At 54.7% G+C, this 26989-nt stretch carries 19 protein-coding genes; 10 read left to right on the top strand and 9 right to left on the bottom strand.

The features are described 5' to 3' along the window. Positions 1-144: 144 nt before the first annotated feature. From sstT to trpB, 3 genes are all read right to left on the bottom strand, one after another. The gene (gene sstT, locus E4T21_RS13960; protein WP_149285646.1) at positions 145-1368 is read right to left on the bottom strand and encodes a serine/threonine transporter SstT; all 1224 of its coding nucleotides are present in this window, start codon (positions 1366-1368) and stop codon (positions 145-147) included. Positions 1369-1733: 365 nt separating this feature from the next. Next, positions 1734-2555, bottom strand: a complete 822-nt coding sequence (gene trpA, locus E4T21_RS13955) for a tryptophan synthase subunit alpha (protein WP_149285645.1) — start codon at positions 2553-2555, stop codon at positions 1734-1736. A gap of 9 nt (positions 2556-2564) precedes the next feature. Beyond that, on the bottom strand, positions 2565-3797 hold the full coding sequence (gene trpB / locus E4T21_RS13950) for a tryptophan synthase subunit beta (RefSeq protein ID WP_149285644.1): 1233 nt from the start codon (positions 3795-3797) through the stop codon (positions 2565-2567). 117 nt (positions 3798-3914) lie between these two features. Here trpB and E4T21_RS13945 point away from each other — a divergent pair, with 117 nt between their 5' ends. From E4T21_RS13945 to E4T21_RS13935, 3 genes are all read left to right on the top strand, one after another. Beyond that, positions 3915-5045, top strand: a complete 1131-nt coding sequence (locus E4T21_RS13945; protein ID WP_240349149.1) for a LysR family transcriptional regulator — start codon at positions 3915-3917, stop codon at positions 5043-5045. A 255-nt stretch (positions 5046-5300) separates the two neighbouring features. After that, complete coding sequence (locus E4T21_RS13940; RefSeq protein ID WP_149285643.1) at positions 5301-5819, top strand: putative pterin-binding protein; 519 nt, start codon at positions 5301-5303, stop codon at positions 5817-5819. A gap of 23 nt (positions 5820-5842) precedes the next feature. After that, positions 5843-8071 carry an ATP-binding protein gene (locus E4T21_RS13935; protein WP_187775002.1) on the top strand — a complete coding sequence of 743 codons (2229 nt, stop codon included), beginning with the start codon at positions 5843-5845 and terminating at the stop codon, positions 8069-8071. A 198-nt stretch (positions 8072-8269) separates the two neighbouring features. Here E4T21_RS13935 and E4T21_RS13930 read toward each other — a convergent pair whose 3' ends face one another. The 3 genes from E4T21_RS13930 to E4T21_RS13920 form a co-directional block, all read right to left on the bottom strand. Continuing rightward, entirely contained in the window at positions 8270-9514 is a 1245-nt protein-coding gene (locus E4T21_RS13930; RefSeq protein ID WP_149285641.1) for a threonine ammonia-lyase, read from the bottom strand. A gap of 157 nt (positions 9515-9671) precedes the next feature. Next, complete coding sequence (locus E4T21_RS21460; protein WP_187775001.1) at positions 9672-11828, bottom strand: metallophosphoesterase family protein; 2157 nt, start codon at positions 11826-11828, stop codon at positions 9672-9674. Beyond that, complete coding sequence (locus E4T21_RS13920; RefSeq protein ID WP_149285640.1) at positions 11825-13459, bottom strand: FMN-binding glutamate synthase family protein; 1635 nt, start codon at positions 13457-13459, stop codon at positions 11825-11827. The genes E4T21_RS21460 and E4T21_RS13920 overlap by 4 nt, the downstream gene beginning before the upstream one ends. Positions 13460-14091: 632 nt before the next feature. Between E4T21_RS13920 and E4T21_RS13915 the strand changes: the two genes are divergently transcribed. The 7 genes from E4T21_RS13915 to E4T21_RS13885 all read left to right on the top strand — a co-directional run bounded on the left by E4T21_RS13915 (position 14092) and on the right by E4T21_RS13885 (position 22123). After that, on the top strand, positions 14092-14829 hold the full coding sequence (locus E4T21_RS13915; protein WP_149285639.1) for a hypothetical protein: 738 nt from the start codon (positions 14092-14094) through the stop codon (positions 14827-14829). Positions 14830-14856: 27 nt separating this feature from the next. Next, on the top strand, positions 14857-15282 hold the full coding sequence (locus tag E4T21_RS13910) for a DUF302 domain-containing protein (RefSeq protein WP_149285638.1): 426 nt from the start codon (positions 14857-14859) through the stop codon (positions 15280-15282). A gap of 368 nt (positions 15283-15650) precedes the next feature. Further along, positions 15651-17348 (top strand): GMC family oxidoreductase, encoded by a 1698-nt coding sequence (locus E4T21_RS13905; RefSeq protein WP_149285637.1) that lies wholly within the window; start codon positions 15651-15653, stop codon positions 17346-17348. 192 nt (positions 17349-17540) lie between these two features. Further along, the gene (locus E4T21_RS13900) at positions 17541-17747 is read left to right on the top strand and encodes a cold-shock protein (protein WP_149285636.1); all 207 of its coding nucleotides are present in this window, start codon (positions 17541-17543) and stop codon (positions 17745-17747) included. A 299-nt stretch (positions 17748-18046) separates the two neighbouring features. Further along, positions 18047-18724: an alpha/beta hydrolase gene (locus E4T21_RS13895; protein ID WP_149285635.1), complete on the top strand. Its 678-nt coding sequence runs from the start codon at positions 18047-18049 to the stop codon at positions 18722-18724. A 290-nt stretch (positions 18725-19014) separates the two neighbouring features. Further along, positions 19015-20580 carry a sensor domain-containing diguanylate cyclase gene (locus E4T21_RS13890; protein ID WP_187775000.1) on the top strand — a complete coding sequence of 522 codons (1566 nt, stop codon included), beginning with the start codon at positions 19015-19017 and terminating at the stop codon, positions 20578-20580. A 226-nt stretch (positions 20581-20806) separates the two neighbouring features. Next, positions 20807-22123, top strand: coding sequence for a lactonase family protein (locus tag E4T21_RS13885; protein ID WP_187774999.1), 1317 nt, complete (start codon positions 20807-20809; stop codon positions 22121-22123). Positions 22124-22251: 128 nt separating this feature from the next. Here E4T21_RS13885 and E4T21_RS13880 read toward each other — a convergent pair whose 3' ends face one another. From E4T21_RS13880 to nirB, 3 genes are all read right to left on the bottom strand, one after another. Further along, positions 22252-23655, bottom strand: a complete 1404-nt coding sequence (locus E4T21_RS13880; RefSeq protein ID WP_149285632.1) for a PhoH family protein — start codon at positions 23653-23655, stop codon at positions 22252-22254. A 374-nt stretch (positions 23656-24029) separates the two neighbouring features. Next, positions 24030-24407 (bottom strand): nitrite reductase small subunit NirD, encoded by a 378-nt coding sequence (gene nirD, locus E4T21_RS13875; protein WP_149285631.1) that lies wholly within the window; start codon positions 24405-24407, stop codon positions 24030-24032. A gap of 37 nt (positions 24408-24444) precedes the next feature. Continuing rightward, positions 24445-26988, bottom strand: a complete 2544-nt coding sequence (gene nirB, locus E4T21_RS13870; protein WP_149285630.1) for a nitrite reductase large subunit NirB — start codon at positions 26986-26988, stop codon at positions 24445-24447. Between the last annotated feature and the right edge of the window lies 1 nt (position 26989).

Raw genomic sequence — 26989 nt, 5'->3', positions numbered from 1 at the left:
GTATGACGACTGGACGGATGAGCTGAAGAGTTGATCTGCATGTGATCAACCTGAACGAACAACGCCACCCTTGAGGGTGGCGTTGTTCGTTTCAGCCGTCACTTTCCTGAGTGCATGAAAATGCGCTGGCTCAGACAAGCCCAGTTAAGCCTTGCTTGCGTCTTTCGCCTGACAGGCTGCAGCGGTGAACAGGACATCAGTGGACGAGTTCAGAGCGGTTTCGGTGGAATCCTGTACCACGCTGATGACAAAGCCGATAGCAACGACCTGCATGGCCACGTCTGCGTCGATACCAAACAGGGCGGCTGCCATGGGAATCAGCAGCAGTGAACCACCAGCAACACCGGATACGCCACAGGCAGCCAGAGCGGAGACGATGCACAGCAGCAGGGCTGTGGCGAAGTCCACACTGATGCCGAGGGTATGGGCGGCTGCCAGAGTGATCACAGTGATGGTGATGGCGGCACCAGACATATTGATCGTCGCGCCCAGCGGGATGGAAATGGAATAGGTATCGGCATGCAGGTTGAGGCGCTTGCACAGTTCCAGGTTGATTGGAATGTTGGCTGCGCTGCTGCGGGTGAAGAAGGCCGTGATCGCACTGCCACGCAGGCAGGTGAAGACCAGGGGATACGGGTTCCTGCGAGTGGTCAGGAAGACGATCAATGGATTGGTGACCAGAGCCACGAAAAGCATACAGCCGACGATGATTCCGAGTAGCTGAGCGTACTCGAGCAGGGCTCCCATGCCGGAAGTGGCCAGTGTGCCGGCCACCAGTCCGAAGATACCGAGCGGGGCAAAGCGGATGACAAAGCGGACAATGCCGGAAACGGCATCGGACAAGTCATTGATCAGCTTGCGGGTCGTATCGTTGGCATTGCGCAACATGATACCCAGGCCCACGGCCCAGGCGAGGATGGCAACGAAGTTGCCTTCCATCAGGGCGGATACGGGGTTGTAGACCACGCTGAGCAGCAGGTTCTTGAGAATCTCGATGACACCGCCGGGAGGATTGCCGCTGGCTTGGGAAACATTCAGCGTTAGGGTAGTGGGAAAGGCAAAGCTGGCGATGACAGCTACCAGGGCGGCGACCAATGTGCCGATGAGATACAGCACCAGCACGGAACGAATATGGGTGGGTTGTCCTTTCTGGTGGTTGGCGATAGCCGCCATGACCAGTACAAACACGAGGATTGGTGCCACGGCTTTCAGCGCAGAAATGAAGATGTCGCCCAGCAGCGCGACGGACAGAGCTGCCTTGGGGGAGATCACAACCAGAATGATGCCACACAGAATGCCGATGGCGATTTGTGGAACCAGGCTGAGACGCAAGAGTGGCCGCAGCGGAGCAGCAAGAGTAGAGAACATGGGACTCTCTCGGTGAGTGTGGTAGGTACTTGGAATACCTGCCTTCTGATGGGGCATTGAGTTGCGCGCCGCGTACAGAGCTTGAGCCAGAACCAGAGCGTGAAGCCAGAACATGAGTCAAGCAAAGCGCTGGTGCGCGAAGCGGCGCATTCTATCACCGAGAAAGTAGCTATGTGGATCGACTTAAGTTGTATCCATATAGGGAAAACACCCGTTTTTGATAAAAACTCCAGTGAAATAAGCCAATTGATGGCGATGATAAGAGGGAAGTGTCCTGGTGAAATGCAAGCAGGCCAGGAGCTTTGGGCTCCTGGCCTGCTTTTAGACAGTGTCTGGGACTGTCAATCTTCCAAGGCTGCGTGGAATCAGTCGCGGGCCGTCTTGAGTGCAGCGGCCAATTCAGCGGTCAGGGACTTGACCGCAGTGACGCCAGCCTCGCGACTTTCCGCATTGGCGAGTGCTTCGACCAGAGCCGAGCCCACCACCACTCCGTCAGCGAAACGACCGATGGCACCGGCTTGTTCAGCGGTACGGATACCAAAGCCTACGGCAATGGGAATGTCACTGTGCTGGCGGATACGGTCGACCTCGGCCTGTACGCGCTCGACGCTGGGAGCCTCGCCTCCCGTGACACCGGTGCTGGAGACGTAGTACAGGAAGCCTGAGGTGTTGGCCAATACACCGGGTAGGCGTGCTGCATCGGTAGTGGGCGTTGCCAGACGAATGAAATTGAGTCCTGCCTTGGCCGCTGGCAGACACAGCTCGTCATCATGCTCCGGTGGCAGGTCAACCACGATCAGTCCATCGACACCGGCCTCTCGTGCTTCGCCGACGAAGCGTTCCACGCCCCGGCGATAGATGGGGTTGTAGTAGCCCATCAGCACGATCGGGATGTCATTGTTCTCACGGCGAAGTTCACGCACCATTTCCAGGGTCTTGTCCATGGTCTGGCCCGCTTCCAGCGCACGCCGGGTGGCATGCTGGATGGCCTGGCCATCGGCCATGGGATCGGTGAAGGGCATGCCCAGTTCGATGATATCGGCACCGGACTCGGCCAGGCCGCGAACCGCAGCCAGGCTGGTGGCGTAGTCAGGGTCCCCTGCGGCCAGGTAGGTTACCAGGGCGGCTCGGTTCTCAGCCTGGACAGTAGCGAAGCGGCGTGCCAGGCGGTCTTGGGATATGGTCATGTCGATTCCTTACTGGCTGAGGCCGAGTTCGTCGGCCAATACGTGAGTCACGGTAGCCATGTCCTTGTCACCACGGCCGCTCAGGTTGACCACCATGATGTGATCGCTGGGCAGGCTCGGGGCCCGTCGAATCACTTCGGCCAGAGCGTGGGAAGATTCGAGGGCTGGAATGATGCCTTCCAGACGGCACAGCAAGGTAAAGGCATCCAGTGCCTCACGGTCGGTGGCAGAAACATATTCGGCGCGCCCAATCTGGTGCAACCAGGCGTGTTCAGGACCGATGCCTGGATAGTCGAGGCCTGCGGAGATGGAATGAGCATCGCTGATCTGGCCTTCCTCGTCCTGGAGAAGGAAGGTTCGATTGCCATGCAATACACCCGAGTCTCCGCCACGCAGACTGGCCGCGTGCTTGCCGGTATCGATACCTTCGCCGGCCGCTTCAACGCCGATCAGGGCAACGTCCTCATCGTCGAGGAAGGGATGGAACAGGCCCATGGCATTGGAGCCGCCTCCAATGCAGGCAACCAGAGAATCGGGGCCACGACCTTCCTTTTCCTTGAGCTGTTCGCGTACTTCTTCACCGATAACCGACTGGAAATCGCGGACCATGGCGGGATATGGGTGGGGGCCGGCCACGGTGCCGATAATGTAGAAGGTATTGGCGACATTGGTCACCCAGTCGCGCAATGCTTCATTCATGGCATCCTTGAGCGTACCGTCGCCGGCAGTCACAGGAATGACCTTGGCACCCAGCAACTGCATGCGCTGCACGTTGGGCTGCTGGCGATGAATGTCCGTGCTGCCCATGTAGATGATGCATTCCAGGCCGAAGCGGGCTGCCACGGTAGCGGTGGCAACGCCATGCATGCCGGCCCCTGTCTCTGCAATGATGCGGGTCTTGCCCATTCGCCGGGCCAACAGGATCTGGCCCAGTGCATTGTTGATCTTGTGAGCGCCGGTATGCATCAGGTCTTCACGCTTGAGATAGATCTTGGCACCACCCAGATGTTCACTGAGACGGTCAGCGTGATACAGAGGACTCTGGCGGCCCACATAATCCCTGGACAAGGATGACAACTCCTCGGCAAAGGCGGGGTCCTGGCTGGCGTTCGCGTATTCCTGTTGCAGGTCGAGGATCAACGGCATCAGCGTCTCGGCAACGAAGCGGCCGCCAAAGTCTCCAAAGAAGCCGCGTTCGTCGGGGCCATGGCGAAGGGACTGGGGGACGGTAGTCTGGCTCATGCTCTGCTCCCTGAAGGAAAGTTCGTCTTGTCGATACCTTACCTCCGGAACAGGCCAAGGAAAATCGATATAATGGATAGGATGTGTGAGAAAAACTCACAATAGATGACGTGAGAGATGGCTGGGAAACGACCGGGCTTGCTCATGCCTTTACTGGCAACCTTGTGTGGCCGTGCTGTTGCCGCATTTTCTCGTCCCTATGCGCTTGTCTTGCTGTTCTTGCCCTGTGATCAGGAGTTCAACATGCCGCTACCGCCTTCATCGGAGATATTGCCGGATTTGCCACACTTACCCTCGCTCAAGGCCTTGCAAGCCTTTGATGCAGTGGCGCGTTGCGACAGTCTATCCCGAGCCGCAGACTTGCTGCATGTCACCCATGGAGCTGTGAGTCGCCAGGTCCGTCAGTTGGAAGAGCAAATGGGGGTACGCTTGTTCGAACGCTCCGGCCGTGGGCTGGTGCTGACGGCTGCGGGAAGGGAATTGGCCACGGCAACGCGTCATCATCTGGAAGGTCTGGCAAGGGTCTGTCGCGAGCTTTCCCGAGGGGATGCCGAAACCCCCTTTGTGCTCAGTTGTCCTGGCTCATTCCTGGCTCGCTGGTTCATTCCTCGCATGGCGCGACTCAAGCAGGCATTGCCCCAACTGGAGCTTCATCTCACGGCAAGTGATGATGTCAGCCAACTGCGCCCTGGCGTCGATGCTGTGCTGCGTTTTCAGCAGCCCCCTTTCAGTGGTGATGATAGTCACACCCTGCAGATTCTTGGCCCGGAGCGCATCGGGCCAGTGCTGCGCCCAGGGCAATGGCCTCAGGTTGACCGGGATAACGCCAGTTGGCCTCCTGCACAGCAAGTGCTGTTCGAACTTCCCCTGCTGCATACACGGTCACGTCCTGATGCCTGGCTGGACTGGTGCACACAGCAGGGCATTGATACCTCGCGACTGACCCAGGCCCAGGGGTTCGATCATCTCAGCTATCTGCTGGAAGCTACCCTGGTTGGTCTAGGGGTGGGTATTGCACCAGACTATCTGGTCGAAGAAGACTTGCGCAGTGGCCGCCTCATTGCACCTTGGGGGTTCGTTTCCACTGAGGCACACCTGGTTCTGGCCTTGCCTGGAAGCGAGGCCTCGCCGAGACACCCGCTGTCCATGGCACTGGCTGAGTGGCTGACGGAGGAACTTTCTTCTCAGGCGATGGAAGAAGAGCATGGTGCAAGATCAGGTGGTGATCCAGGACAAAGCGCATCATGACAGCAATGTCGAGGTCTCCGTCGTCATTAGGAAATAGCCATTAGAAACATGTTGATTCAGGTCGAGAATACAGGAAGGATGGAGCGCTCTCTCACAAGCATCGGCTTTTCTACCCCGCAAGAGAGGGGGCGTTATGGTGCTGGGTGCGCTTTTCTTATGAGAGGACTTCGAAAAACGCGCTGTTGTTCATTCTTCAGGATGACATTAGCATTAAGTTACAATTCAGTATTTCGTTTACGCTAATGGATGGAGCGTATGCTTGGATGGCGGTGGGGCTGCGTGCTGCTATGGGCGTGGTTTGGGGGAATGTCACTGGCTCAGGCGTTGGAAGTACCATCCGGCCCTGTGTTATTGAAAGTGACAGGTGCAATCGAGATCACCAATGTCGGTGGTGAAGCCCGTTTCGATAGGGCCATGCTCGAAGCTCTGCCCCAGCATGAGACGCGTACTCATCTTCCCTGGTATGACGGTAGTTCGGTCTACCGGGGGCCGCTGCTTCGTGATCTGTTGTCTGCGGTGGGCAGTACAGGGTCCCAGCTTCGCGTTTCTGCCCTTAATGACTACGTCTCGGAGATTCCGGTCAGTGACGCGCTGGAACATGATGTCATCCTTGCCATGTCCCGTGATGGTGTTCCTATGCGGGTGAGGGATCAAGGGCCGTTGTTCGTGATCTATCCTTTCGATGACTTCCCTGAACTGTATACCGAGGTTTATCTGCACCGATCCGTTTGGCAGGTCTCCACCATTGATGTGCGTCGAAGTCCGAGACCATGAGAGAAAAAGACACAGGGCCTGCCATGTTCTCATTTCCCTTGAGATTCCGAGTTTCTGCCATTGCGGCAGTGCTGTTCTTTGTAGCAGCTCTGGTGGCGGGGGGCTTGACGCTTGATCGGCAGCAGGACCTGATGCATCGAGCACTGGATACCTTGAGCTGGAATCTCTACCAGTTCGATCGCTCTGTCCATGACTTGCGCATCAAGGCTCTGGAAACGACACCGGAGAATGTCGGGCCTCTGGTACTGGCGTATGACATCACTTATGGCCGTAGCCAGTTGATGCATCAAGGCCAGACGCGACGATTCATGACCGAGCTGTACCGGGATACCAGCTGGTCGGCGAAGGTCGAGCAGGAGGTCGTGTCGCTGGAACCACTGATGGAGTCTCTGGATTCGGGCGAGAAGGTCTTCGACGAGGAAGTTCGCCGGACCCTGTTATCTTCCCTGACAAAATTGCAGCAAGCTACGCGGGAAATGCTGCTGGAGCATACCATTACGGTTGCCAAGTTACGCAGTGACGATAGCCGGGCGATGCTGCACCTGTATGCCGTTGTGCTGGCGTGCATCGTGCTGATCATGCTGGCTGGCAGTGCGTTGGTTGTGCTGCTGATTCGTGAAGCGCGTGGTCATACGCTCAAGGCGGAGTTGCTGGAGGCGCAGTCCCAGGCATTACGAGAAGCTGTGCAACAGGCTGAAGCTGCCAGCCGTGCCAAGTCTGATTTCATGGCGATGGTGAGTCATGAGATGCGCACACCTCTCAGTGGTGTCATTGGCATGACCGACCTGATCAAGGATGAGCCGCTTAGCGAAGAGGGGCGGCATTATGTTGAAAGCCTGGAAGCCAGTGCCAAGGGTCTTCATACGGTGATCAATGATGTCCTCGACTATACCCGCATTGAAGCAGGGCACATGGGCATTGAGGATGTCCCTTTTAATCTGGTGCAGATGCTGAATCAATTGGCTCAGGGGTATCGCATCGGTTCGAACGATAAAGTGCAGTTTCTCATGCGTCTGGCACCGCGTTTGCCTGAATGTGTAAAGGGGGATGAGCACCGCTTGCGGCAGGTGTTGATGAATCTGCTCGATAATGCCTTCAAGTTCACCGATCAAGGCTTTGTCATGTTACGGGTGACCCAGGTGGATGCCCGAGGTATCTCTTTTGTCGTTTATGACACAGGCTGTGGCATTGGCGAGCAAGATCTGGGGCATATCTTCGAGCCTTTTCAGCAGGTCGACAGTGTGATGACACGGCGTCATGAGGGGGCTGGCCTGGGGTTGGCGATTGCTCGACGCCTGGTACAGGCCATGGGGGGAGAATTACTCGTGGATAGCCAGTTGGGAAGTGGTAGTCGCTTCTGGTTCGAGCTTCCCCTGGTGAGCTGCGAGGAAGAGTGCCGTGCAGCGGAAGAAGAAGTGCATACGGACCTTCCGGCACCTCACCATGTGCTGGTTGTAGAAGATAATGCCGCCAATCGCCAGCTGATGGCGGCGATGCTGTCACGCCTGGGGCAATCATCCGAATTGGTGAGCAGTGGTGAGCAGGCGCTGGCAGTGTTGAGTGAGCGCTCCTTTGACATGGTGTTCATGGATCTGCAGATGTCAGGCATGGATGGTATCGAAACCGCAAGCCGATGGCGGATGCAGGAGAGCCAGGACCATGCGCAAGGCACCACTGTGCCGATGATAGCAGTGACAGCCAACATTCTTCCCGAGCACCGCCAGGCAAGCGTTGAGGCAGGCATGGACGACATGATCAGCAAGCCCTTTACGCGCAAGGAACTGAGCCGTGTGCTCCAGCGTTACCCTTCACATGTCTATGCGAGATTGACAGCAGGCAGCGTCTTGCCAGAGGTGTCGCAAGAAGGGCAGTGCCATGAGCGGGAGGAAGGCGAGGAGATATCGGCCATGACACTGAATGAGCTACGTTCAATGATGTCGGCTGATGCCTTGCAACGCATGGTGCATGACTACTTGGCCCATTATCCGGTACGCCTGGCGCGCATGCGCGTTGCGATAGAGGATGGCGATTGCAAGGCACTTGGTGAAGAGGCGAAAAGGCTGAACAATGCCTCGGCCACGTTGGGCTGCGCGGCCATCATGCGGGCAGCAATGAAGCTGAAGCGCCTGGCGGCGGACGGTGAGTCAGCGGAGCAACTGACAGCCGAGGTGGATGAATTGGAGCGGTATGAAGGGCGGGTCAGGGAGGCCTGGCGCAAGGCCGGGTTGCTGGAGAGCTCTCGGCCGGTCTGAGTGCTGCATCATCTGCCTGGCATGATACGGGCCCTGGCTGTTGCAGCCAGGGCCCGGTTTCTGATCACAACACGCTCTTGGTGATAACGCATTCATGACCACAAGCTTCTTTCTGGCTGATCTGTGCTCGCCATGTCTGCAGGTCTTGATGCAAGGTCTCCGGGCACCATGGATGTATGCAAGGGAGACATGGAAGTATCATGAACGCTGTCCCCAGCGCTCGTCCGGGTGAATCTCATTAGCGGGCAATACCGGATCATAGCCCTCTGCACGTAGTGCTTCGATCACTTCTCTGGTGTGTTCACTCCCAAGTGTTTCCAAGGTTGCTTCGACTTCCGTTGCTCTCAGTGATAGGTCAGTGAACGTACGCTGGTGGGCGATATGGACGACATTGGCACGCTGATTGGCCAGCAGCAGGGTGAGTTCTGATAGAGCCCCCGGGACATCAGGGATGCCGACGCGAACACGTACGATCCTGCCTGAACGTACCAGGCCGCGCTGGATGACCGACGATAGTGCCTGCATGTCGATGTTGCCACCGCTGAGCACCAAGCCTACCTTGCGGCCCCGGAAGCGTTCAGGTTGACTGAGAACCGCTGCCAGTCCCGCCGCTCCTGCCCCTTCCGCAACGGTTTTCTCGATTTCCAGCAGCATCAGGATGGCACGTTCGAGGTCGGCCTCGCTGGCCAGCAATATTTCGCTGACATGCTCGTTCACCAAGGCTTTGGTGAGGTTGCCCGGCTGTTTTACGGCAATGCCTTCAGCGACGGTGACACGTCCGCAATGCACCGGTTCTCCAGCGAGTGCCTGCTTCATTGCCGGGAAGCGTTCACTCTGCACGCCCAGGATTTCGATATCGGGCTTGATGCCCTTGGCTGCCACTGCGTTGCCGCCGATCAATCCACCACCACCGATAGGAAGCACGAGGCAGTCCAGTTCGGGAGTATCCTCCAGCATTTCTACCGCGATGGTTCCTTGTCCGGCGATGATGCGAGGATCATCGTAAGGGTGGACGAACACATAGCCGTGTTGTACTGCCAGGCGTTGAGCATAGGCACCTGCTTCATCCACACCGTCACCTTGCAGATGTACCTCGGCACCAAAGGCACGGGTGTTGCTTACCTTGAGGTTGGGAGTGTGGCGAGGCATCACGATAATGGCTTTGATTCCCAGGCGGGAGGCGTGATAGGCCACGGCCTGAGCGTGGTTGCCGGCAGACATGGCAATCACGCCTCTTGAGCGCTGCTCTGGGCTAAGGGAAAGCAGGTGGTTGAGTGCCCCCCGTTCCTTGAAGGCTGCTGTGAACTGGTGATTCTCGAACTTGATATACAGTTCGCAACCGGCGAGACGCGATAACGTCGCCGAGTATAGGCAAGGTGTGCGAACCAGGTGGCCAGCGGTTGCTTCGGCCGCCTGGTGGACATCATCAAGTGTGACCGTCATCTGGGTGCTTCCATGACCATGATTGACTGAAGTCGTCGGGGTCGCCGACGTGATTCGGTCTTCCATCATGCATGAGTCAGCACAGTGGGGCTATCAGCATTGCGACCTGCTTTGTTACCGGTTGGTGATGGGACAGGAGGCTGCAGATCCAGTTTGATCAGTCATGTTGGTGTGGCTGAGGAAAGGTCACCTCGAAGCCTCGCGCATCCAGCTGACGAATCTCTGCAGGACTGCCGTCTTCTGCCAGTTCGATCAGGCCAATGCCTGGGCCATTCCACAGGCGCTCGCCTGCTTTGGCGCGGTCTGGGTCCCGGGGGCTAATAGCCATGGGGCGGCGTTTAGTGAACCAGTTCATGGGGGAGCGTGGTGAAAACAGCCAGCGATTGAGGCGGTCCAGTACATCCAGCAAAGTGTCGGGGAAGCTGTTCTTGAGGCCACTGGAAGTGACCTGCCATAGTCTTGGGCCACCATGGCGATGACGAATGCGGATGTCGTAGACAAAGGAGTAGTGCACGTCTCCAGACAGTACAACATAGTGTCCAGGCGTGCGTGAGTGCCGGAAGATGTTAAGCATCACACTGGCGGCACCACGATGGGCCATCCAGTTCTCGGCATCCACCATCAGTGGCTTGCCGGCAAAAGTGAACAGGGACTGGATGACTTCAATCAGCTTGACACCGAACATCGGGGCGGGAGAGACAATTACCACGGAAGGTGAATCAAGCAACTGTTGCTGGAAGTCGGACAAGGCTTCCCAGTCCAGCAGTCCAGAAGGGCGATTCGGATTGCGTTCACTCCTCCAGCGTCGAGTGCGAGTATCCAGCACTACCAGTTTGGGAGTACCTGATATCTCATATTCCCAACCTTCGAATTTCAGCAGGTGCTGAATCACCGTGTCCTGCATTTCTGCGTTCAGCCAGCCGGCAGCATGTTCGCTAGTGAGCGCCGAGTCACGCTCGGACCCAGAATGCTCATTATTCGAAAGGTCCCTGTCGGCCGAGAGGCTTTTGTCTGATGGGCTTTTGCTGCCTGAGAGGCTTTTGCTGTCTGAGAGGCTTTTGCTGTCTGAGAGGCTTTTGCTGTCTGAGAGGCGCGTGTCATCTGAACGATCCTTGGCATCGTTCAGCAGGTGGGACACCTCCTCCAGTGGCGCGGTCAGTTTGTCGGGGGCGTTGCCCCATCCCTGGCAAAGCAGATAGCCAAGCAGGGCATTACCGATGATGCGCTTGGAAAATGGATGTCCATAGGCCGTGGTTTCCCAGTCGGCCGACAGATTCCAGTCGTCGGTGATGTCGTGGTCGTCGAAGATCATCAGGCTGGGCAACTGCGCCATCACGCGGGCCACCTGGGGCAGGGTTGCTGCAAAACTATTGATGATCTCGCGCTCTCGTTCGAAAGTGTCGCGATGATCGTCATCCAGTACCGGGCGCTTTATGTCCACCAGGCGCCAGGGGGTGGGGGACCACACCAGCAGGTACATGGCCATGACTTCAGCGAAGGTGATCAGGTGGTTGCCAGCATGGTCCGAAGTGAATACGGGCTTGCGCACACCACGGAAAAAGCTCTTACGCACGTCTTCAGCATCAGGGAGCAGCTGTTGGCGTCGGTAATAGCTTTGTTGGTCGGCGTAGAGCTCCTGGCTATTGGCAATGGTCGCGCCGTCCAGCTCCTCATCAAACAGCCCCAGGCGTTGGATCAAAGCGTGGATAGCGGTCAGCATGGGGCCGGCGACATCATCAGCATAGACCTGGTCGCCGGTAAGCAGTAGCCAGCGGGGCCTGGCTTCTGGAGTATCGAGGTGCTTTTCCAGCCAGCCATCCACATGCGCCAGGCCGTCGGGACCCTGGTAATGGGGTTTACGGCAGGATCCATGCAACAGTTTGCGTTGCTGGGCGGTAATCACGAAGGCGGGGCGTGGTTGTCCCGGGTAGCAAAGGTGCGGTGCCCAATCGGCGACTCCCCCTCTGTCGCCTCCCTCCAGGTCGCGTAGCTTGAGATCGTATTCGATGTACCGACCCTGGGGCAGCGTGGCTTCCAATTCCACCTCGATCAGAGAGAGATAGGCGTGGCGACCCAAGGGAAGTACACGGCAGTGGTCATCGTCCAGTACCAGCTGCTGCATGGATTCGCCTTGCGGGCCAATCTCCAGACTCATCGCCATCCGTTGGCTGGTGACCAGCCACAGGCATAGCCGCTCACTACTCAGGCGGCGGAGAATGGGGCCCGCCAGAACATCTGGCAGGCCGCTGTCTGACGGAGAGACATGGGATGTGGAAGTGCTCGACTGGGTTTCCTGGGGTTTTGTTGATATCACTTCAGCTTCGTCTCCCTCAGACGAATCAAGGCGGTGGGGGCGTCAAAACGATCGGCGCTGGCGATATCCCAGAACTCGTTGTAGAGGGGATGATCCTTGGCTCCACCATTGAGCAGTTCGTCGGGTTCAAGCAGGTTGAGCAAACTGATATAGGGGCGGGCATGGCCATCTTCAAGTCGACGGATAATGTGCTCCGGGCCTAGTTCGCCTGGATGAGTCAGACCTGCCGCCTCAAGCAGTTCGCGCAGGGCATGCAATGTATTGGTGTGGAAGTTGTACACGCGCGCAGCCTTGTCCTCGATGTCCAGGCGGCTGCCGCGAGTGGGGTCCTGGGTGGCCACGCCACTTGGACAGCGGTCATTATGGCAGCTCTGGGCCTGGATACAGCCCAATGAAAACATGAAACCACGTGCCATGTTGACCCAATCCGCTCCCATCGCCAAGGTGCGGCAGACATCGAAGGCGCTGATGATCTTGCCGCTGGCACCAATGCGGATGTGCTTGCGCAAGCCTGCGCCTACCAAGGTGTTATGCACCAGGTTGAGCGCATCGTTGAGAGGCATGCCGAGTCGGTTGATGAATTCCAGCGGTGCAGCACCGGTCCCTCCTTGACCACCGTCGACGATGATGTAATCCGGATGATCATTGCACTCTCGCATTGCCTTGACCATGGCGAACCATTCCCAGGGATGGCCTATGGCCAACTTGATCCCGACGGGTTTGCCGCCAGAAAGCTCTCGCAGGGTCTGGATGAAAGCGATCATCTCGCGTGGAGTGGAAAATTCCGAATGAGAGGATGGTGATACGACATCATGCCCCATCGGGACGCCACGCGTCGCGGCGATTTCCGCAGTTACCTTGGCTGCCGGCAAGATGCCGCCGTGGCCAGGCTTGGCTCCTTGGGACAGCTTGATCTCGATCATCTTGACTTCATCCCGCTGGGCGTTGATGCGGAATTTTTCGGGATCAAAGCCACCATCTTCGCGACGGCAACCGAAATAGCCAGAGCCCAGTTGCCAGACCAGGTCACCACCACGCAGGTGATAGGGAGAAATCGAACCTTCCCCTGTGGTGTGATAGAAGCCTCCTCGCTTTGCTCCTTCATTCAGAGCACTGATGGCGTTGGGAGACAGGGCACCGAAGCTCATCGCCGAGATGTTCACCACGCTGACGTCATAAGGTCTGGCGCGATCTTCGCCTACCCTGATGCGGAAGTCATGGTCCTTGATATGCGCTGGCGTCAAGGATGGACTCATCCATTCGTAACCTGGCTGATTCATGTCTCGCAGAGAGCCAAACGGTTTCTTGTCGACGCTGTTCTTGGCCCGGTTGTAGACCAGGTTGCGCTGTTCCCGGGAAAAGGGCACTTCGTCAGTGTCGGTCTCGATGAAGTACTGACGGAACTCCGGACCAATGGACTCCAGAAAGTAGCGCATATGGGCAAGAATCGGGTAGTTGCGGCTTACCGTGCGTTTGCGTTGCCGGATGTCGCAGGTGCCGAGGATGACAAGTCCACCGAATATCACGACTCCCAACCACCACCATGGTGAGAAACCAAGCCCTATCAGGCTGACGATCAGGCCGACAATGGCCAGGGTATAGAGGGTGAAGCGTATGGGTAATACGAACATGTAGGGCTCCTCGAAAGACAACGTGGGTCATGTCCAGTCCGACTCCTTTGGTCTGCCCTTCGTTGTCGTCATGGTCACGATTGGTGTTGGTGATTTACCGGCTCACGATAACTCGATTGTACTGGCAATTCAGATTCGTGGGACGACTCAGCTCATGATTAATTTTGTCATTGACAGAATAAATGGCAGGGATCCACCGAGCGCCGATCTGTCAACAAGGTACTTGAGTGTAATGCCAGCAGTTTTGGTATTGTCGAGTACGGTTGGGTATTTGTGTTCTAAAAGGTCGTTCGAATAGTAATGCTGGCACGCGTTGGTAGTCAGTTTTGTTCCGGTGTGTTTTCAGATTTTTCTTACTTAATGTTAGGAATAAGGTTGCTGGTGGGCCATTGCTTTATTCTGGTGCCAAGAATTATTGTGCTTGTGCCATAACTGGTTGAGATCTTCTGGTTTTGGTACCTATCACCGTTCTAAAAAAATCTTGACTACATAATATTGCCTGTTTAAGAAGAAAGTTTAGACGTTTTTCTACTTAGGTGTTTTTGGTGTTGCAGGCATAGTTAGGATGTGATGAATGGTTTTAGATTGAATATTGTTTTGACTTTATTGATGTTGTAATAAGGCGATAAAAAATGAGACACCCAAACTCAGAAGAAAGAATTGCATTACATTTCAGTGATGGAAAAGAGAGTGTCTATGGTATAGAACAGGCAAATGAAGCACTGAAAAAAGTGCATATACATATTAGCGCTGTAGAGATACCTGAAGCTGCTTACTCTATTCTTGAAGAATCTAAGGTGCGTCCTACGACGGATGCAGAACAAAAAGAATTGGTCTCTTTGTTTTATCTTGACAGGAGGCAGTTACTGGAAGAAATTCGCCTGTCCGGGCGTGAGCCACAAATGTACCGTGGTGGATACCTGGAGATCACTCAAAAAGGAATGCCTCCTTATCCAAAAGTTTATGATATGCGGGCCATGTCGCCGGAAATGAAGCACCACGCACTCACTCGTTTTAGCAAGTTACATAATAATGTGGCTGATGATGGGACCGCGATTGATGAAGTGATGACAATGGTTTCTGGTGGCCCTTTTACACATTTTTTTACTATAGATGATGTTGTTGTAAGGGTTGATATTGCAGAAATAGACACTAATGGTAAAGCTATTCGATTGAGTTATAGTGGGTTGAACCCTCATGCAGCGCTAATGTCTCCTGAACACGGCTTGATTTTTGCATTTGCTCATGGTCCTAAGGAGTTTGACATGCAGTTTGAGGATTCAAGTATTTCTCATCCTGAGCTTATGGACACAAATCCCTGGGTGGATTATTCGCTCGAGGTTCCAAAGCTTATTGATAAGGTTGTTTGATGTTTATGATAAATTTGGAGAATGCTCGTGGCTAAAGAACTGGAAAAGATTGTTGACGGAAGCAAGTGGTTATTCAAGAGCCCTTATTCTGTAAAGGAGACGATAGATAGGCTGCTGAAGGCGATAGACAAGAATCCAGAAGTTCTGCAGTACGATAGAATTGACCAGCAGGCTGTTTCCAGAATTGCAGGGAAGGAAGTTAGACCTGCTGAGTGTGTGTTCTTTCAGAATAGTGAGCTTGTGGGCCTGCTGTTGTCATTGAATATTCGTACTGCAGAGGTTCTTCCAATGCAGGCTGTTGCCTATGAGGATGATGAAGGGCAGGTCTGGTTGGTGACAAATAATCCTAACTATATGGATGAGCATTATAACCTCAATGGTGGGGGAGGTCTCATTGCACAGATCAATGTACTTTTCCCTGGTTGGATTGCACAGGCTCTGGATGATAACTAAGTATAGAGCAATTAATGATGAATTGGCAGTGAGATAAGAGTTGACTTTCTGACTAGTGTTATATTGGTAATGTTGGTAAGTTTTTTATCATGTTACTGCTATTGCTGTCATTGAAGTGTCTCTTTCAGAGTTCGCTGGTAGCTGCGCAGCTCTGGTAGGGACTCTTTTTTTGTATCTACTTTGATGAGGTATTTTCAGCACTCTGGTTTGGTTGACCCGAGAGAATGAGAGAAGGCGTGCCAGGTGTCGCTGTATCTCATCTACTAAGGAGTTGGACATTAGCAGTATTGCAGCGCCCGAGGTGGGATATAGTCTGGAGAGATGGAAATAACAGACCATGTCAGATACTACATCGGGAGATGAGCACGATGACTGAAGCGGCCACCAGGTTCGACTACATCATCATCGGTGCTGGAAGTGCCGGTTGCCTGTTGGCCAAGCGCCTGTCTGAAGATCCTCATGTCTCGGTGCTGCTCATAGAAGCAGGGGGGCGAGACAATTATCCCTGGATTCATATCCCGGTGGGGTATTTGTACTGCATCGATAACCCGCGCACGGACTGGCGTTTCCGCACTATTCCGATATCGGGGCTCAATGGTCGTTCACTGTTGTACCCACGTGGTCGCACCCTGGGTGGCTGTTCCAGCATAAACGGCATGATCTACATGCGTGGACAGGCGCGTGACTATGATCATTGGGCAGAAGTGACCGGAGATTCCGCGTGGCGCTGGGATGCATGCCTGGAAGATTTCAAGCGCCATGAAGATCACTATCGGCTCGATCCCGGTGCTGATGGTGATGTCGAGCACCAGCGCTTTCATGGCCATGGCGGGGAATGGCGTATCGAGCGGCAGCGTTTTTCCTGGCAGGTTCTGGATGATTTCGCTGCAGCTGCCCAGCAGGCCGGTATACCGGCCACGGACGACTTCAATCGTGGTGATAATGAAGGAGTCGATTATTTTGAAGTCAATCAGCGTTCGGGCTGGCGCTGGAATACTGCCAAGGCCTTTCTACGGGGTGCTTTGGCACGACCCAACCTGACGTTGTGGCATTCCAGCATGGTGGAAAGACTGTTGTTTGAGACGACATCAAGGGATGAGTCAGATACCAAGGAGGCAGATGCCCCTGAGGGAGAGCAACAGCCCCGGTGCACTGGTGTCCGTGTGCGCCATGCCGGCAAGGCAAGGGCGGTACGTGCCAATCGCGAAGTTGTGCTGAGCGCGGGTGCCATTGGGTCGCCCCATTTGTTGCAACTATCCGGAATAGGCCCTCGGGAGCTGCTTGAGCAGTACCAAATTCCGGTGCTCAAGGAGGCTCCCGGTGTCGGGGAAAACCTGCAGGATCATCTGCAGTTGCGTGCCGTCTATCGACTCAGAGATGCGAAGACCCTCAACACCATGGCCAACTCTGCCTGGGGCAAAATGCGTATTGCCTGGGACTATCTGGTCAAGCGTTCAGGGCCCATGAGCATGGCGCCTTCACAACTGGGGATCTTTACGCGTAGCAGTGAGGATCAACCATGGCCCAACCTGGAATTTCATGTCCAACCCCTGAGCCTGGAAGCCTTCGGGCAACCTCTGCATGATTTTCCCGCCATCACTGCCAGTGTGTGCAATCTCAACCCTACCAGCCGGGGCTCGGTCCGGATTCAGAGCACCGATCCTTCCCATGGTCCGAAAATTGCGCCGAACTATCTGTCAACGGAGGAAGATCGCAAGGTGGCTGCAGACTCCTTGCGAGTGGTTCGGCGTATTGTGCAGCAGGCAGCATTCGCACATTACTCTCCCCAGGAGATGAAGCCCGGAACGGATTTTCAGAGTGACGAGGAACTTGCCAAGGTTGCAGGAGACATTGGCACCACGATTTTTCATCCTGTAGGAACTGCGGTCATGGGCGGGAGAGAAGACCCCATGGCCGTGGTTGACTCTCACTTGCGGGTGCATGGTGTCAGTGGGCTGAGAGTGGTGGATGCTAGCGTGATGCCGACCATCGTATCTGGAAATACGAATTCGCCAACGCTGATGATTGCTGAAAAAGCGGCGGATTGGATCAAGAGAGGAGTGTAATGTCTGTGTCATGATGAGCAAATATGTTGACGTAGGCGCCAGGACAGCGCATGCTGGTCGCAGTTGGTTGGCAAGTTGAACATCTCAGTGGTCATCGAAGCTCTTGCATCGGTTTCCCGGGAAAGGTTTCTTGTTTTACCCACTGCTACTCGGGTATTTCCCGGCAATTCAAAGTGATACGAGGATTCGTAAATGGCTACTGGTACAGTCAAGTGGTTCAATGACGCTAAAGGTTTCGGTTTCATCTCTCCGGACGACAACGGTGACGACCTGTTCGCTCACTTCTCCGAGATTCAAGCGGACGGCTTCAAGTCTCTGCAGGACGGTCAGAAGGTCTCCTTCGACGTCACTCAGGGCAAGAAAGGCCTTCAGGCTTCCAACATCAAGCTCATCGACTAAATTCGATAAATCGGCACGACTGCTAGCGGATTGATATTTCTCTAGCAATTCTTATGTGTCGATGCTTGATGGAATAGCTCGAAAATCAAAAGGCTCGCTTCGGCGGGCCTTTTGTATTTCTGGGATTTCTGATTCCATGACTTCTGGTTTTTCATGGCTCGTTTCTTCATGGTCCTGTATGGATGATTGGTACGGCCCGGCTATACAGCAGTTGTTGTCATGCTGATACTGTTGTTTCGATCATGTGAGACGTGACGTGAAGCCATCTCACTTTATGGCACTAGCTGAGAGAGAAAAGAATGAGTGACAAGGACCAACTGGTCATTGAACCTCTGGATGGTCGTGCTGATGCATGCATGATCATCCTGCATGGATTGGGCGCTGACGGTCGGGATTTCGAACCCATTGTCCCTATGCTTCCACGCCCGGACTTCGCCAGGGTGCGCTTCATCTTGCCCCATGCTCCGCGTCTACCCGTCACTGTCAATGGTGGCATGGTCATGCCTGCCTGGTATGACATTCTTGAGATGAACCTCAACCGTCGGGTCGACGAGGCTCAACTGCGTAGCTCTGCAGAACGTATCCAAGGGGTGATTCGCGATCAGATCGAAGAGGGCATCGATAGTCGTCGCATTCTGCTGGTGGGGTTCTCTCAAGGTGGTGCCGTTGCCTACGAGGCCGCGTTGAGCTTCGAACGTCCCCTGGGAGGCTTGCTGGCACTGTCGACTTACTTCGCCACTGTGGATTCCATTGTGCTCAACGAGGCCAATCGGAGCCTGCCCATTGAGGTGCATCATGGCAGTATGGACCCAGTTGTACCCGAGTCCCTTGGACGTGAGGCTCATGCGAAGCTGCAGCAATTGGGCTATGGCGCCAGCTACCGCCAGTATCCCATGGCTCATGCAGTATGCCCCCAGCAGATCGCTGACATAGGTGCCTGGATGAGTGAGCGACTGAGTCCGAAGGAAAAAAGCTGATTCTGAAACCTCCAAGTCTGAAAAACCAAGTCAGGCAAATTGGGCCTATCAGAGAGCTTGTCACGCCATGTCCTCTTCAAGCGTTAGCTCCTCGTTGAACCTAGATCATGGAAATGAGGAAGCTGTCTGAGCGAGTCGCCATGGCGTGTCCTAAGCTAGGTATACACAATAACCATAAACACTAGTTGCGCAGATTGTGCAGGGAGCCTCTCATGTGGCTTCAGGGCATGTTGGGATTAGGGGAACATCGACGTCAGCAAGAAAAAGAATGTGCTCAAGCGACTGTGAAAATGCTGTTTCAGCACTTCCCAGGTGTGTTGCTTGGCGTTGATCATCAAGGACTCATCCGTTGTACCAACCCTCAGGCAATGTCGTGTCTGGCATTGTCGGATCAGCTATTACTGGAAAAATCCCCGGAAGTGATTGCCGCGCAAGGTGAGGCGCCGGTGTTCGCTCGGGCGATTCGTGATTGCATCAGTCAAGGTTCCGCCTGGCAAGGACTGGTCACCTGCCGTACAGGAGGTGGCGGTATGTGCCAGATGAGTGTGGTGGTGCAACCGTTTTATGATGCCGGTCTTGCTTGTCTGGTCATGCTGCATGACATCTCGGAAGTATTCTCTCAGGTCCTCGCTGAACGGTACCTGCATGAGAACAATGAAACTCCTGAAAATATTAGCACTCGAGAGGATATTGAATCCTATGTGGCTCGTATCCCAGGGATTGTCTTTCGCTTGCGCCAAGCTCACGAAGGTGCTCTGTCCTTCGACTACCTTGGGCCGGGTTTTGAAGAGCAGACTTTGCTGTGCGCCGATGAAGTAAGGAAAGATGCGGACGTATTGCTGAACCGCATGAGTGAGGAGCAGCGCCTAAAGCTGTCCATCGAATTGGCTCAATCCGGGTCTACCATGTCTCCTTGGCGGCTTGAAATGTGCATCGATTCTGGTAGTAGTCTGTGTTGGTTTGAAGCACGAGGAGTGCCCCAGCACGTTGCTGATGGCGCTGTTGCATGGGATGGCCTGCTGCTGGATATCACGGAGCGCAAGCTGCACGAGAGCCAGATTGAGAAACTGGTAAGTACCGATGCGCTGACTGGGGTGATGAATCGGCGTGCCTTTCATGATGCAGCGGAAGCCGCTGCAGCTCAGGCCATGCGTCATGGACAGCATGTGGTGCTGGCCATGCTCGATCTGGATCATTTCAAGGCGCTCAATGATTGCTATGGCCATGCCGCTGGCGACAAGGTGCTGCAGTCTTTCTCGGAAACCTGTCGTATGAGCCTCAGACCTTATGATCTGATCGCGCGTATTGGTGGAGAAGAGTTCGTGGTCATGCTGGTGGATGTCCAACTGGTTGATGCCCGCGAGATTCTTGAGCGCTTGAGGAGCAATGTCGAATCGATGACCATGCAGGTTGGCGATAGGGCACTCCGGGTGACTGTCAGCATGGGGGCTATCTGGCTCGATGAAGCAGAAGAGCTGGAGATGGCAATGCTACGTGTTGACCGAGCACTCTATGAAGCCAAGCATGCAGGGAGAAATTGCTTGCGTGGCTTGTCGCGGGGAGGTTGGCTCGATCAGGACGAAATCAGTGCAAGCGGTCATGAAGGCGATGGCAGCCATATAAGGGAATATCGCTTTGTTGATACCTTCTCTGGTAGTGCCAGATTGGCCATCGATGAACCCAGTAACTCCTTGCATGAGCTACCAGAAGGCCCTTGCTTGCCAACCCCCTGCCCGAATTGTGGTCAACGACAGTTGCGTGCCCCTACCACGGGGACACCTGACGCCTGGGTGTATTGTGGAGCCTGCCGGGCTTTTGTGTGTCGCTATCATGAAGCGGCTGATTATCCTTCCTGATTTTTATTATCCCATTGCTATTTCGGGATATTTTTCATGAAAAGAATGCCTGCTTCGGGCTATTTTTTTTCGCGATATCTCATGCGTTGGGCTCTCCTGATTGTGCCGAATTGGCACGGCCTAAAGCTCCTGCCTGGCTATTGCTTTGTATGACACATATGATAAATGTTGCAATATGTATCATATTGTTTGTTTATGTTTTATGTATAAAAGCAATGAGGGGCCTATGAACAAATTACTGGCATGTGCTTTGGTGCTATCGTCATTTAATGTGATGGCAAAAGAGCTGACTGGTGGCGTATATGTGGCCACAAATAATGCTGAAGAAAACTCTATAATTGGGTATAAGCAGTATTCCGATGGGACATTGTCAAAAGTAGGGGAGTATAAAACTGGAGGGAAAGGTACAGGATTTGTTGAGCTTTTTGATTTGCCATATGATCCAACATCTGGACATACATTTTCCGATGGTATAGACCCATTGGCTGCCGCATACGGGTTGTGGAGGTCATGGGACGGAAAGAATGTCTTGATTGCAAATGCGGGCAACGGAACTGTCTCGTCCTTGCGAGTGAAGGATGATTTATCCTTGGAACTGGTTAATGTTGTCGAGGCTGGAGATATCAAGCCTAATGGGATTGACTCATATGAAGACCTTGTTTATGTCGTTAGTATGGGTAAGAAAGTAGAAGACCCCAGTGAAGGCAATATCAAAGGATATAGAATAGACGATAAAGGCCATCTGACTCCCATTCCTGACTCGCTCAGAAAGTTGACAGGTCGACCTGCAAGTGTGGAATTTACCCCTGATGGTAAATCTCTCCTTGTAGTTGAAATTACCACAGGTGTTATACATTCATACGCAGTCAATGATGATGGCCTGCTTTCCGATGAGCCCGTTTCCAGCATAGACTCTCCGTTGGCTTCTCCCGACAGGTTCTTCGCGCTACCCATCGGTACGAAAATCATCGAGGGACAGGGTGGAAACAATACCTTGCTGGTGACAGAAACTCGGTTCATAGATAGTGATCATAATTTCTATAACTCATCGGAAGAGCATAAGAAGGAATATCCATTCTTGAGGTTATTCGAAGGACAAGCCGGATCAGTGACTTCGTATAATATTGACAAGGATGGCAAGCTGTCGATTATTTCTCCAGATGTCATCGCTGGAACAAGCTATTGGGATGGTCAGCAGGCTGTATGTTGGGTGACGGCATCTGAAAATGGGAAGTATGCATGGACGACGAACCCGCTGACATCCAGTATTTCCACATATGAAGTCAATGAAGATGGAAGTATCAGTCTATTAGAAGAAATTGCATACCAGGATAGCGGATATGATGAATACTTCCTGGATATGGATTTAAGTGCTGATGGGAACTATGTCAACACCATAAGCGGAAACACTGGAGTAACATGGGTGTTCAAGATTAACCATGAGGATGGCTCGCTGAGCTTGGTCAATGGTTATGGAGGTGGTGCTTATGTCCATTCATATGGAATAGTGACGATTCCGTATGAAGGTGGTGACCAAGAGTAACATGTTAGCTCTCTTCATGAGGGCGTACTGAGTGCTCTATAAAGTTGAAAAGAGGCAACAAGGCATTCGCTCTCACTACTTCCCCCGGGCCCGAGGTCCGGGGGAAGTAGTATTTGGAGGAAGGGAGACTACAGGAGTTCCTCTCCAGCCAGGGCCAAGCGTGAGCGCTCGACGCTTTGCAAGGTGACATGCCCCGCATGAGGCCAGTTCTTGAAGTTCTGGACGACAGCGGCCATGCCGCAGGTGTTGGCCGTGAGGTAGGGGGTGTCTATCTGGCCGACATTGCCAAGACACACAATCTTGGTATTGCGTCCGGCACGGGTCACCAGGCTCTTGAGCTGCTTGGGTGTGAAGTTCTGGGCCTCGTCGATGATCAGGAAAGTATCATTCAGGGTCCGGCCACGCATGAACCCTGGAGCACGGATCTGCACCCGGGATCCGAGCAACTGACGAGTGGCATCCTGGTTCCAGGTGGAGCTGCCGTCGTGCTCGTCGCGCAACAGGTTGTCCATGTTGTCGTGGAAGGCGCCCATCCAGGGTGACATTTTCTCCTCTTCTGTGCCTGGTAGAAAGCCGATGTCTTCGCTCATGGAGATTGGCGCTCGGGTGAAGACAATACGTTCGAAGCGTTTGCTGTCCAGTGTCTGCTGAAAGGCTGCAGCCAAGGTCATGAAGGTCTTGCCGGTACCGGCACTACCTGCAATGGTGACCAGGTCGATGTCATCGTCCATCAACAGGTTGAGGGCGAAGTTCTGGCGACTGTCGTGGGCATGCACGCCCCATACACTGGCGCCGTGGCGGTAATTGGTCAGTAGCTCCAGGGTGGCTTGATGGGGGGCGCTTTCCCGGACAATGGCCTCGAAGCTGGCTTCATGGGCGTTGTCGGACACCAGCATGCCAAGGTACCACTCGGGGGGGATCTCACCATTGAGGTGATAGATCACCTTGTGATGATCGCGTTCGACCTTGACCTCCATGGCCAGAGTTTCCCACAGATCATGTCCAGCATCCGGGTAGATCTTGACACCTTCAGCCATGACATCCGTGTCATCGAAAGCACGGTCAGTCAGGTAATCTTCCACCGGTACGCCCAAGGCGGAAGCCTTGACCCGGAGATTGATGTCCTTGGTGACCAAGATGACAGAGGCGTCAGGGCGTTCATCGCGCAGGCGGCAGGTTTCTGCCAGCAGGCGATTGTCAGGACTGTCGTCCATGTTATCTGGAAGTGTGAGGTCGCTGTAACACAGCAAGCGCAGGCAGCCGTTAGAACCTGCGGCACGTTCGATGGGAATTCCCTGGTGGATCTGGTCGAAGTCTACATTGGCGGTAAGGTCCGAGAGGGTCCGGCTGACTTGCCGGGCGGTACGAGCAATTTCTCGGATACCATTCTTGTGTTTGTCGAGCTCTTCCAGCACGGTCATGGGGATGACTACCTCATGCTCGTCGAACTGGTAGAGGGCGGCTGGGTCGTGGATCAGGACATTGGTGTCCAGCACGTACAGTCGGGTGGCCTTCTTGTCGATGCGTACCATCGGCACAGCTCTCCTGATTGTCACCTTGGACGTCAACATGACGTCTCGATGTCGACACTGTCAGCGCACTGTGTCAGTCATGTGACAGCCAGTTGTGTGACAGGGCCGTCGTGCAATGATTGCTGGGGACCAGAACCTCCTTCTTCGCTGGGAAATCTGTCGGGGTATATCCTTTGGACCTTGATTTGCTCCCAGGGTGCATTTCCCTTTCAAGCAAACTCCCCTTAATCATGGACCATGACAGAAATGCTGCAAGGGCGAAATGCAAATTTCTTAAAAAAGCAATCGCTGAGGAAAAGGGCAGAGCAGAACTTGAGCCTGACGCTCCAGAGCGGAGCGTCGGCAAGGTTTTTTATTGTAGATTTTTGTAAGAATCATTTGTAAATCAACACGCTGCCGCCATCAAAAGCGACATTCCAGGTACGCACCTTGATGGCGACTTCTTCCAGACATTGCCCGTCTTCCAGACGATAATGCTGCTTGTATAGCGGAGAAGCTATCACCGGCTGGCCGTCAAGGTCTCCGATGATGCCTCGGGCCATGACATTGGCACCGGATAACGGGTCGTGGTTGTCAATGGCATAGAGCTCCTGTTTTCGTCCAGGTAGATAGAAGATGGCTACTTGAGCCGGCCCTTCACTGGTCTCCAGCCATGCAGCAACACCGGAAAAGGGGATCAGGTCATGACGTTCACACAGAAGGTGCCAGCAGGAAGCGGAAGACGTTGCCATGGCTGCAGTGGGTGAGTTCATGAGTAAGTTTCCTCGAGTCGATGGGGCATGTCGGATGTCAGGCCGGGCGTAACTGGCCACGTTCTTCTGTCACGATGATGTCTGGATCCGGGCGCTGGTCATTGACGAAGGTGCGGAAGCGCTTGAGCTTTTCCGGGTCACTGATGGCGTTGGCCCACTCGCATTCGTAGGTGTCAACGATGGCCTGCATCTGACGCTCAAGCGCTTCACCCAGCCCCAGGCTGTCGCTGAGGATGACGTCCTTGAGATAGTCGAGCCCACCCTCGAGGTTCTCGCGCCATACCGAAGTGCGTTGGAGCCGATCGGCGGTGCGGATATAGAACATCAGTACCCGGTCGATGGTGCGGATCAGCGTCTCGTCATCCAGGTCGGTGGCGAAAAGTTCGGCGTGGCGTGGTCGCATGCCGCCGTTGCCGCATATATACAGGTTCCAGCCGTTCTCGGTGGCAATGACGCCAATGTCCTTGCTCTGGGCTTCGGCGCATTCTCGGGTACAACCTGATACAGCAAACTTGAGCTTGTGGGGAGAGCGCAGGCCCTTGTAGCGGTGCTCGAGCCTGATTGCCATCCCGACGCTGTCTTGTACACCGTAGCGGCACCAGGTGCTGCCGACGCAGGATTTCACTGTCCGGGTAGACTTGCCGTAGGCGTGTCCTGTTTCGAAACCGGCGTCGATCAGCTCACCCCAGATAGCTGGCAGATCTTCCAGACGGGCGCCGAACAGGTCGATGCGCTGACCTCCGGTAATCTTGGTGTAGAGGTTGTACTTCTTGCCTACCTCGCCCAGCACGATCAGCTTGTCCGGGGTGATTTCACCGCCGGGAATACGAGGCACTACAGAGTAGGTACCATTCTTCTGCATGTTGGCCATGAAGGTGTCATTGGTATCCTGTAGCGGGATATGGGCCGCATTGGTAATCGGTTCGTTGAAACAGGATGCCAGGATCGAAGCCACTGCTGGCTTGCAGATATCACAGCCCAGGCAGGGAGAGCCATCGTCGAGCTGCTGGCCATGCTTGGCCATCAGCTCACTGAATGTCTTTATCTCTTCCACGCGAACGATGTCATAAAGTGCCTGACGGGTATGGGTGAAGTGCTCGCAGAGGGAATGATCGACTTCCATGCCGCGGGATGCCAGCTCATGGTCGAAGACGCTCTTGAGCAATGCGGTGCAGCCACCACAACCAGTGCTGGCCTTGGTTTGTCCCTTGATGGCGCCGAGATCGCTGCAGCCTGCATCAATGGCTGCACTGATTGCGCCTTTGGTGACATTGTGACATGAGCAGATGGTGGCTGTTTCTGGCAGGGCATCGGGGCCCAGAGCCGGGGCACCTTCCGTATTCGGCAGAATCAGTGAGGCGGGATCCTTGGGCAGTTCCATGCCGTTGGCGTAATACTGCATCAGGGTGTCATAGGCAGCATTGTCTCCTACCAGCATGGCTCCCAGCAGTTTCTTGCCATCACTGGTGACCACCAGCTTGCGATAGGCCTGTTCGATCTGGTCAAAGTAACGATATTGCTTGGCTCCCGGAGAGCGGTCTCCATGTGCATCGCCGATGGCACCCACATCGACACCGAGCAGCTTGAGCTTGGTGCTCATGTCGGCGCCGGTAAAGGTGCTGGGTTGCTCGACCTCAGACAGGCTCAGGGTGTCGGCGGCGACCTTGGCCATCTGATAGCCAGGTGCGACGAGTCCGAAGATACTGTTGTTCCACAGCGCCACTTCGCCTACGGCCAGAATGGCTGGATCACTGGTCAGGCAGCAATCGTCGATGACGACGCCACCGCGTTCGCCGATTTCCAGGCCGCAGTCGCGGGCCAGTTCGTCACGGGGCCGGATTCCGGCAGAAAAGACGATAAGGTCGGTCTCCAGGACTTTGTCATCCTGGAATACCATGCGCAGTCGGCTCGACTCCCCTGGTTCGATGCGCTGGGTCGCGCGTTCAGTGAGCACCTGTACCCCCAGGGTCTCGATCTTTTCGCGCAGCAGCTCTCCACCTTGAGCATCGACTTGCATGGGCATCAGACGCGGAGCGAATTCGACCACTGCTGTATCGAGATCAAGGCCACGCAGAGCGTTGGCGGCCTCGAGGCCCAGCAGGCCTCCTCCCACCACGACACCCGTCGATGCGGCCTGAGCAGCATCGCGGATCGCATCGAGGTCTTCCAGGGTGCGATAGACCAGGCAGCCATCGTGGTCGTTGCCGGGAATCGGTGGTACGAAGGGGTAGGAGCCTGTTGCTAGAACCAGACGATCGAAGCTGTAGCGGGCTTGAGGGGTGAGTACTTCACGCTTTGCGCGATCAATGCCCGTAACCTGTTCGTGCAGGTGCAGCTCAATGGAGTGCTCTGCGTAATATTCCGTGGTGGAAAGGGCCAGGGATTCGGCATCGCGGCCGCTGAAGTACTCGGACAAATGTACCCGGTCATAGGCCAGATGGCGCTCTTCACCGAATACCACGATGCGGTAGTCGCAATGAAGATTGCGCTCGACCAATTGCTCGATCAAGTGATGACCGACCATACCGTTTCCCACCACGATCAAAGTGGGGCGAGCGGGTGAAGAGGGGAGTGTTGTCATG

The sequence above is a fragment of the Halomonas binhaiensis genome (assembly GCF_008329985.2).
GTDB classification, from domain to species: domain Bacteria; phylum Pseudomonadota; class Gammaproteobacteria; order Pseudomonadales; family Halomonadaceae; genus Halomonas; species Halomonas binhaiensis.
Note: the sequence above shows the minus strand (reverse complement) of the source record. Positions and strands in the feature narration are given on the sequence as shown.

What these genes read in the sequence shown, in the direction of transcription:
- sstT (WP_149285646.1), bottom strand. Translation starts at nt 1,368, where the DNA reads ATGTTCTCTACTCTTGCTGCTCCGCTGCGGCCACTCTTGCGTCTCAGC.
- trpA (WP_149285645.1), bottom strand. Translation starts at nt 2,555, where the DNA reads ATGACCATATCCCAAGACCGCCTGGCACGCCGCTTCGCTACTGTCCAG.
- trpB (WP_149285644.1), bottom strand. Translation starts at nt 3,797, where the DNA reads ATGAGCCAGACTACCGTCCCCCAGTCCCTTCGCCATGGCCCCGACGAA.
- E4T21_RS13945 (WP_240349149.1), top strand. Translation starts at nt 3,915, where the DNA reads ATGGCTGGGAAACGACCGGGCTTGCTCATGCCTTTACTGGCAACCTTG.
- E4T21_RS13940 (WP_149285643.1), top strand. Translation starts at nt 5,301, where the DNA reads ATGCTTGGATGGCGGTGGGGCTGCGTGCTGCTATGGGCGTGGTTTGGG.
- E4T21_RS13935 (WP_187775002.1), top strand. Translation starts at nt 5,843, where the DNA reads ATGTTCTCATTTCCCTTGAGATTCCGAGTTTCTGCCATTGCGGCAGTG.
- E4T21_RS13930 (WP_149285641.1), bottom strand. Translation starts at nt 9,514, where the DNA reads ATGACGGTCACACTTGATGATGTCCACCAGGCGGCCGAAGCAACCGCT.
- E4T21_RS13920 (WP_149285640.1), bottom strand. Translation starts at nt 13,459, where the DNA reads ATGTTCGTATTACCCATACGCTTCACCCTCTATACCCTGGCCATTGTC.
- E4T21_RS13915 (WP_149285639.1), top strand. Translation starts at nt 14,092, where the DNA reads ATGAGACACCCAAACTCAGAAGAAAGAATTGCATTACATTTCAGTGAT.
- E4T21_RS13905 (WP_149285637.1), top strand. Translation starts at nt 15,651, where the DNA reads ATGACTGAAGCGGCCACCAGGTTCGACTACATCATCATCGGTGCTGGA.
- E4T21_RS13900 (WP_149285636.1), top strand. Translation starts at nt 17,541, where the DNA reads ATGGCTACTGGTACAGTCAAGTGGTTCAATGACGCTAAAGGTTTCGGT.
- E4T21_RS13895 (WP_149285635.1), top strand. Translation starts at nt 18,047, where the DNA reads ATGAGTGACAAGGACCAACTGGTCATTGAACCTCTGGATGGTCGTGCT.
- E4T21_RS13890 (WP_187775000.1), top strand. Translation starts at nt 19,015, where the DNA reads ATGCTGTTTCAGCACTTCCCAGGTGTGTTGCTTGGCGTTGATCATCAA.
- E4T21_RS13885 (WP_187774999.1), top strand. Translation starts at nt 20,807, where the DNA reads ATGAACAAATTACTGGCATGTGCTTTGGTGCTATCGTCATTTAATGTG.
- E4T21_RS13880 (WP_149285632.1), bottom strand. Translation starts at nt 23,655, where the DNA reads ATGGTACGCATCGACAAGAAGGCCACCCGACTGTACGTGCTGGACACC.
- nirD (WP_149285631.1), bottom strand. Translation starts at nt 24,407, where the DNA reads ATGAACTCACCCACTGCAGCCATGGCAACGTCTTCCGCTTCCTGCTGG.
- nirB (WP_149285630.1), bottom strand. Translation starts at nt 26,988, where the DNA reads ATGACAACACTCCCCTCTTCACCCGCTCGCCCCACTTTGATCGTGGTG.